1 protein-coding gene and 1 pseudogene are annotated in these 829 nt (G+C 66.9%); both read right to left on the bottom strand.

Annotated elements, in window-relative coordinates:
* A pseudogene (locus QHC67_RS18830) lies at positions 1-464 on the bottom strand (hypothetical protein); the annotation flags it as partial.
* 81 nt (positions 465-545) lie between these two features.
* Positions 546-829, bottom strand: a 284-nt coding sequence (locus QHC67_RS18835) for a DUF736 family protein (RefSeq protein WP_319296697.1), incomplete at its 5' end; no start/stop codon positions are given.

Below are 829 nucleotides of genomic sequence, written 5' to 3' on the forward strand. Positions count from 1 at the left end.
GCGGCGGCATAGTCGCGCATGGCTTCCATGGCGGCGCGCTGCTCGGCGACCGACTGGCATTCAAGCTGGGTGTCTTCCAGTTCCTTGTTGAACACCTCGCCCGGCTCCAATCGGCGCGCCATGTCGCGGATCGTATCGGCCAGCCTGTCCTCCCGGCTTTCCAGCTTGTTCGCGACGAAGTGAAAGCTGTTGACGAAGCCCCATGCGAGTTCCGGCGCAAGCGGGTCCAATCGCGTATCGTCCAGCAGGTCGAAAATGGCGGCGATGATCCCGCCGCATTCCGCCTGCGCCGCGAGCGGGTTGGGCATGGTGTGTTCGGCGGGTTCCTCGCCCGCGTCGATGATGGTGAGGGGCAAGGGATCACCGAACGATGCCACGAAATCGGGCGTGGCAGTGAGTTCGGCATAGAGTTCCGGCAGGTCGGCAAAGCTGCTAACGCTGCGCAAGGCCGTTGGCTTGCTCATGGGATGGGTTCCTTTGGTCGGGTGACGGTTCAGGGTCCGGGGAAGCGTTCCAGCGCTCCCCCGGCCCGCCTTTGGTGCCGCTTAGAAGGGCACGTCTTCGTCAAGGCCGCGCCCGTTCCCGGTATATTCGCCGCCGGGGCCTGCGGTGCTGCCGCCGGAGAAGCCGCCGCCCGACCGTCCGCCGAAACCGCCCTGCCGCTGGCCGCCGCCGGAGCGTCCGCCAAAGCCGCCGCCCTGTGCCTCGCGGTCGCGTTCGCGCCGCCACTGGACATCGAAGCCGTTCGTCTCGTCCCCGAAAAGGGCGATGGGGAGCGGCTCGCGGAAGCTCGGGTCATCGACCATGCCGGACAGGAACACCTCGTCAT

This window comes from Sphingobium sp. (assembly GCF_033795625.1).
Taxonomy (GTDB): Bacteria; Pseudomonadota; Alphaproteobacteria; order Sphingomonadales; family Sphingomonadaceae; genus Sphingobium.